At 74.2% G+C, this 5,248-nt stretch carries 4 protein-coding genes and 1 pseudogene; 3 read left to right on the top strand and 2 right to left on the bottom strand.

All coding sequences use genetic code 11. The annotated features are described in order from the left end of the window. Both AE652_RS34715 and hflX read left to right on the top strand, forming a co-directional pair. Positions 1 to 334, top strand: a 334-nt coding sequence (locus AE652_RS34715; RefSeq protein WP_369808355.1) for an ACT domain-containing protein, incomplete at its 5' end; no start/stop codon positions are given. A gap of 237 nt (positions 335 to 571) precedes the next feature. Next, the gene (gene hflX, locus AE652_RS34710) at positions 572 to 2,074 is read left to right on the top strand and encodes a GTPase HflX (protein ID WP_049658942.1); all 1,503 of its coding nucleotides are present in this window, start codon (positions 572 to 574) and stop codon (positions 2,072 to 2,074) included. Between the two features lie 66 nt (positions 2,075 to 2,140). Here the strand turns inward: hflX and AE652_RS34705 are convergent, their stop codons facing one another. Further along, complete coding sequence (locus tag AE652_RS34705; protein ID WP_049658941.1) at positions 2,141 to 3,259, bottom strand: serine protease; 1,119 nt, start codon at positions 3,257 to 3,259, stop codon at positions 2,141 to 2,143. A gap of 58 nt (positions 3,260 to 3,317) precedes the next feature. Further along, on the bottom strand, positions 3,318 to 4,511 hold the full coding sequence (locus AE652_RS34700) for a serine protease (protein ID WP_049658939.1): 1,194 nt from the start codon (positions 4,509 to 4,511) through the stop codon (positions 3,318 to 3,320). A gap of 411 nt (positions 4,512 to 4,922) precedes the next feature. Between AE652_RS34700 and AE652_RS34695 the strand changes: the two are divergent. Then, positions 4,923 to 5,248 (top strand): annotated as a pseudogene (locus AE652_RS34695) (hypothetical protein); the annotation flags it as partial.

The following is a 5,248-nucleotide window of genomic DNA, read 5'->3' as shown; positions in this document are numbered from 1 at the left end:
CTGCCCGGCGGGGGAGCGGATGCGCGCGGACGGGCGGGCCGAGCTGGAGGTCCGCTGGCAGTCGGAGGGCGCGCCCGCCGCCGGGCACCGGGCCACCCTGCGGGCCGAGGCGCTGAACCGGCCCCGGCTGCTCGCCGACCTCACCGCGGCGATCTCCGGCGCGGGCGTCGGCATCGTCTCGGCCGAGGTCGAGCCGCCGCAGGAGTCCCGGGTCCGGCACACCTACACCGTCGAACTGCCCGAGCCGGCCGCGCTGCCCGGGCTGATGCGGGCGATGCTCAAGGTCTCCGGGGTGTACGACGTGAGCCGGCCGCAGGCCCCGGAGGGTTCGTAGGGGCCGCCGTCCCGGGGAAAATGGGGATGACCGGCCCGCGCCGGGCGTGCGACCATCATGGGGAATTCACGGCCGGTCCACGGCGTTCTCCGGGCACAGGAGCCCGGGGGCACCCGGGGACCTGAGGGGTAGCTCACCCCGCCCGGACGGTAGCCGGGGCGGCAGCTGGGCAGACTCCGTACGGGACCGCCACCGCGGTCCCCGAAGGCCACCCGTACCAGCCAGCCAAAGGACAGAATGACCTCCACGTTCGACACCCGCGACCACGCCGACGCTCCGCGCCGCCTCGACGGTCTGCGGGCGGAAGCCCTCATGGACGAGGACCTCGCGGCCATCGACGAGGACCGCGGCCACCACTACGACGGCGACCAGTACGACCGCAGCGAGCGAGCCGCCCTGCGCCGTGTCGCCGGCCTCTCCACCGAACTCGAAGACGTCACCGAGGTCGAGTACCGCCAGCTCCGCCTGGAGCGCGTGGTGCTCGTCGGCGTCTGGACGGACGGCACGCTGGAGGAGGCGGAGAACTCGATGGCCGAGCTCGCCGCGCTCGCCGAGACGGCCGGCTCCCAGGTGCTGGACGGCGTCATCCAGCGCCGTGACAAGCCCGACGCGGCCACCTACATCGGCTCCGGCAAGGCGAAGGAGCTGCGCGACATCGTCGCCGCCACCGGCGCCGACACCGTGGTCTGCGACGGTGAGCTCACCCCGGGCCAGCTGATCCACCTGGAGGACGTGGTCAAGGTCAAGGTCGTCGACCGGACGGCCCTGATCCTGGACATCTTCGCCCAGCACGCCAAGTCCCGGGAGGGCAAGGCGCAGGTCTCGCTCGCGCAGATGCAGTACATGCTGCCGCGGCTGCGCGGCTGGGGTCAGTCGCTGTCCCGGCAGATGGGTGGCGGTGGCTCCGGCTCCTCGGGCGGCGGCATGGCCACCCGCGGTCCCGGTGAGACCAAGATCGAGACCGACCGGCGCCGGATCCGCGAGAAGATGGCGAAGCTCCGCAAGGAGATCGCCGACATGAAGAAGGGCCGCGACACCAAGCGCCAGGAGCGCAGGCGCCACCAGGTGCCGTCCGTGGCCATCGCCGGGTACACCAACGCCGGCAAGTCCTCCCTGCTCAACCGGCTCACCGGCGCCGGCGTCCTGGTGGAGAACTCGCTGTTCGCCACCCTGGACCCGACGGTGCGCCGGGCCGAGACCCCGACCGGGCGGCTCTACACCCTGGCCGACACCGTCGGCTTCGTCCGGCACCTGCCGCACCACCTGGTCGAGGCCTTCCGCTCGACCATGGAGGAGGTCGCCGACGCGGACCTCATCCTGCACGTCGTGGACGGCTCGCACCCCGAGCCGGAGACGCAGCTGGCCGCCGTCCGCGAGGTCATCGTCTCGGTCGACGCGCAGAACGTGCCGGAGGTCGTGGTGATCAACAAGGCGGACGCCGCCGATCCGCACGTGCTCCAGCGCCTGCTGCGCCGCGAGCCGCACGCCATCGTGGTGTCGGCCCGCAGCGGCGCCGGCATCGAGGAGCTGCTGCGGCTGATCGACGACGAGCTGCCGCGTCCGGCGGTCGAGGTGCGGGCCCTGGTGCCCTACACCCAGGGCGCGCTGGTCTCCCGGGTGCACGCCGAGGGCGAGCTGCTCTCCACCGAGCACACCGGCGAGGGCACCCTGCTGCACGCCAAGGTGCCGGCCGAGCTGGCCGCCGAGCTGGAGTACTTCGCGGTGGCCCTGCAGGGCTGAGCCCGAAGCGCACGCAGGGGCCCCGGGACGGATCGCCGTCCCGGGGCCCCGCTGTTTCCGGCGGTGCTACCGGACGTTCTTGGCGAAGTAGTCGAAGGCCTGCTTCGCCTGGTCCTGGAGGGAGGGGCCGGCCTGGTAGCCGGCCGGGTTGCGGTTGCCGACCGCGCCGACGCTGACCAGGTTGGGCTTGCCGTCCCGGATGACGAACCAGCCGCCGCCGGCGGCGCCCGCCGTCATGGTGCAGCCGATCACGTACATCGGCGGGCGGTCCCGGTCGAAGGAGAGCAGCCCGGGGGCCAGCGGGGAGTCGCAGTGTTCGAGCTCCAGGCCGTCGAACGGCCGCTCGGCCGGGTAGCCGTAGGCGGCGGTCCCGGTGATCTGGTCGCGCGGGGCGTTGAACCAGATCGGCACCGAGCCGCCGACCGTCTCCTCCAGGGACCTCCCGGAGCCGTCCTCGCCGCGCACCCGCAGGACGCCGTAGTCGTACTGGTGGTGGGCGCCGACGCCGCTCTCCTGGAGCCAGGTCGGCGAGACCAGCGCGCGCACCGCCGTCCACCGGCCGTACGGGGCGACCAGCCGGTCGGCGTTCGCCTTGCCGTGGACCGCCTGGCCGTCCCGGTTGAAGCCGGGCACGAAGACCGGGTTCTTCAGCCAGCCGCCGCCCTTGCCGTCGTGCAGGCAGTGCGCGGCGGTGTAGACGAGGTTGCTGCGGCCCGGGTTGACCGGGTCGGAGACCACGGTGGCGGAGCAGGACACGTCGCCCTGCGACGTGGTCGCGAAGAGCCGGCCGACCACCGAACCGACCGGTCCGTACGGGTGCGGCTGCGGCTTGGCCGGGACGGCGGCGGGCGGGGCGTCCCGCTCGACGCCGGCCGCCGCGGGGGCGGTCAGCGAGTACTCCGGGGTGGGCCGGGGCCTGGCGGCGTCCATCCGGGCCGCCGTCCAGGCGCCGGGCGCCGCGTCGTTGGCGAAGGCGCTCTCGGCGACGTAGCGGGCCCAGTCGTCCACCTTCCAGCCGCTCAGGTCGCCCGGGCTGGTGGGCGACGACCTGGGCAGGGCGAGGGGCGCGGTGGCGGGCCGGGCGGGGCCGTCCGGGCCGCACCCGGCCGCGCCCAGCGCGAGCGCGGCGAGCAGCGCGGCGCCGCCCGTCGCGGCCCGGCGCCGACGGCTGGTGGTTCTCGGCATGCTGGCTCGTCCCCCCGTGCTGTGCTGGTGGTTCCCTACCGCCCCCCGCCGGCGGCGGCTACTTCTTGGAGATCCAGTCCAGCGCCTGCCGGGCGACCGCCTCCAGGTACGGCCCGCTCAGCGAGGTGTGCTCCTGGGTGCCGATCGAGGTGTTGCTGACCAGCGCGGTCCGGCCGTCCGGCATGGTGGCGAACCAGCCGCCGCCGCTGGCGCCCTGGGTCATGGTGCAGCCGATGGTCAGCATGGTCGGGCGCTTGGCGTCGAAGGAGAGCCGGGTGGGCTTGCCGCCGTCGCACTTGTACAGCTCCTGGCCGTCGAACGGCTTGGCGAGGGGGTAGCCGACGGCCGAGACCTTGAGCTGGTCGCGCGGCGCGTCGAACCAGACCGGGACGGCCGAACCGACCGTCTCCTCCAGGGACTTGCCGGTGTCGTTCTGGTTGTGCACGCGCATCACCGCGAAGTCGTACTGGTTGGCGGCGTCGCCGGTGCCGCCGCCCTCGACCATCCACTGCGGCGAGGTGGTGACCTGGTCGGCCCACCAGGTGCCGAGCGGGGCCAGCTCGGACAGCGGGGCCCGCTTGCCGCCGCTGGAGGCGCCGGAGTTGTTGTAGGCGGGCACGAAGACCAGGTCCTTGTAGAAGTTCCCGCCCTTGCCCTCGTGCACGCAGTGCCCGGCCGTCCAGACCAGGTTGCTCTTGCCCGGGTGCTGGGGGTCGGCGATCACCGTCGCCGAGCAGTTGCCGCGGCCGCCCTGGGCGGAGAAGAACACCTTGCCGGAGGGCTGCTTCAGGTACGGGCGGGGCACCGTCACGGCCTTGACCGCCGCGGGGTCGGGGTCGGTCACGCCGTCGTCGGTGGCCGGCTTGGGCGTGGCGGGGGCGGGCTTGGCGGTGGGCGGGGCCGGGTCGGCGGGCTTGGAGTCGCCCATCTTGTCCGGGTCCCAGAAGTCCTTCACCACCGGGTTGTTGAAGACGTGCTTGGACGCCCACTTGTCCCAGTCCTCGTACTTCCACTTCTTCAGGTCGTCCCAGCTCCTGGGCAGTCCCTCCAGCAGGCTGGTCGGCAGCCCGGACGGGAGCGGGATCCCGCCGATCACGCCGCCCGAACCCGCGGCCTGGGTCGACTCGGTGGAGGGCGGCGGTGCGGGGCTCGTCCCGCCGCCCGCCGGGCCGTCCGGCCCGCAGGCGGTCACGGCGAGCAGGGTGCCCGCGGCCAGGGCGGCGGCCAGGGCTGACCGGTGGATCGTGGGCATCTGTGCGCTTCCCCCTGTGCTCGTCGGTCGGTGCCGGTCGGTGCCGGGCCGCCCGGTGGTGTCACGGCCGGCGGTCGTGCACCGCGGTGGTGCGTGTCCGGCCGGTTCGCGGTGCGGCGGTTCGCCGCCATGGAGTCTTCCATCGCGGACGAGGACGGCGCTGCCCGCCCCCCGGGTTGCGGTGCGGGCCGGAGGTCACCGATCCGTGATCCGGGCCCGCCCGGTCCGCCGACGCAGCAGGGCATCGGGCCCCGTTGGTGGACAATCCCCGATCTTCACCCTGACGAGTGAGCCGTCCTTGTGATCACCCGTCAGGGATAGGTAACCCTTACCTGACGCGACGGTGCGAGCGCCCGCCGACCCCTCCACCACAGTGCGCGTCCGCACCCCCACGCGCCCCAAGGAGCAGCCTTGAGCACCGCCGCCCTCACCGTCGCCCCGCCCGTACCGTCGCCCACCGTGGAGCGGGCCCACGGGCACGACCTCCTGCTGCACCCCGACCCGGCCGTCGCCGCCGAACAGGCCGGACTGGAGGCCCTGCTGCGCTGCTGGACCCGGGAGACCGGAGCCCGGCCCGGCCCGGACGGCCGGCTGCGGATCGCCGTCCTCGGCGGGGCCGCCCGGCTCACCGCCCCGGTCCGCTACTGGTCGCCCGGCGGCTGGCACCGCTTCGGACCCGCCACCCTCGCGGTCGGGGAGACCGGCCCGGCCGGGGACGTCCGCGAGGCCCCCGTGGA

This window comes from Kitasatospora sp. MY 5-36 (genome assembly GCF_001182915.1).
In the GTDB taxonomy this organism is placed as follows: domain Bacteria; phylum Actinomycetota; class Actinomycetes; order Streptomycetales; family Streptomycetaceae; genus Kitasatospora.
The sequence above is the reverse complement of the archived record's forward strand: the minus strand, read 5'-3'. Positions and strand labels throughout refer to the sequence as shown.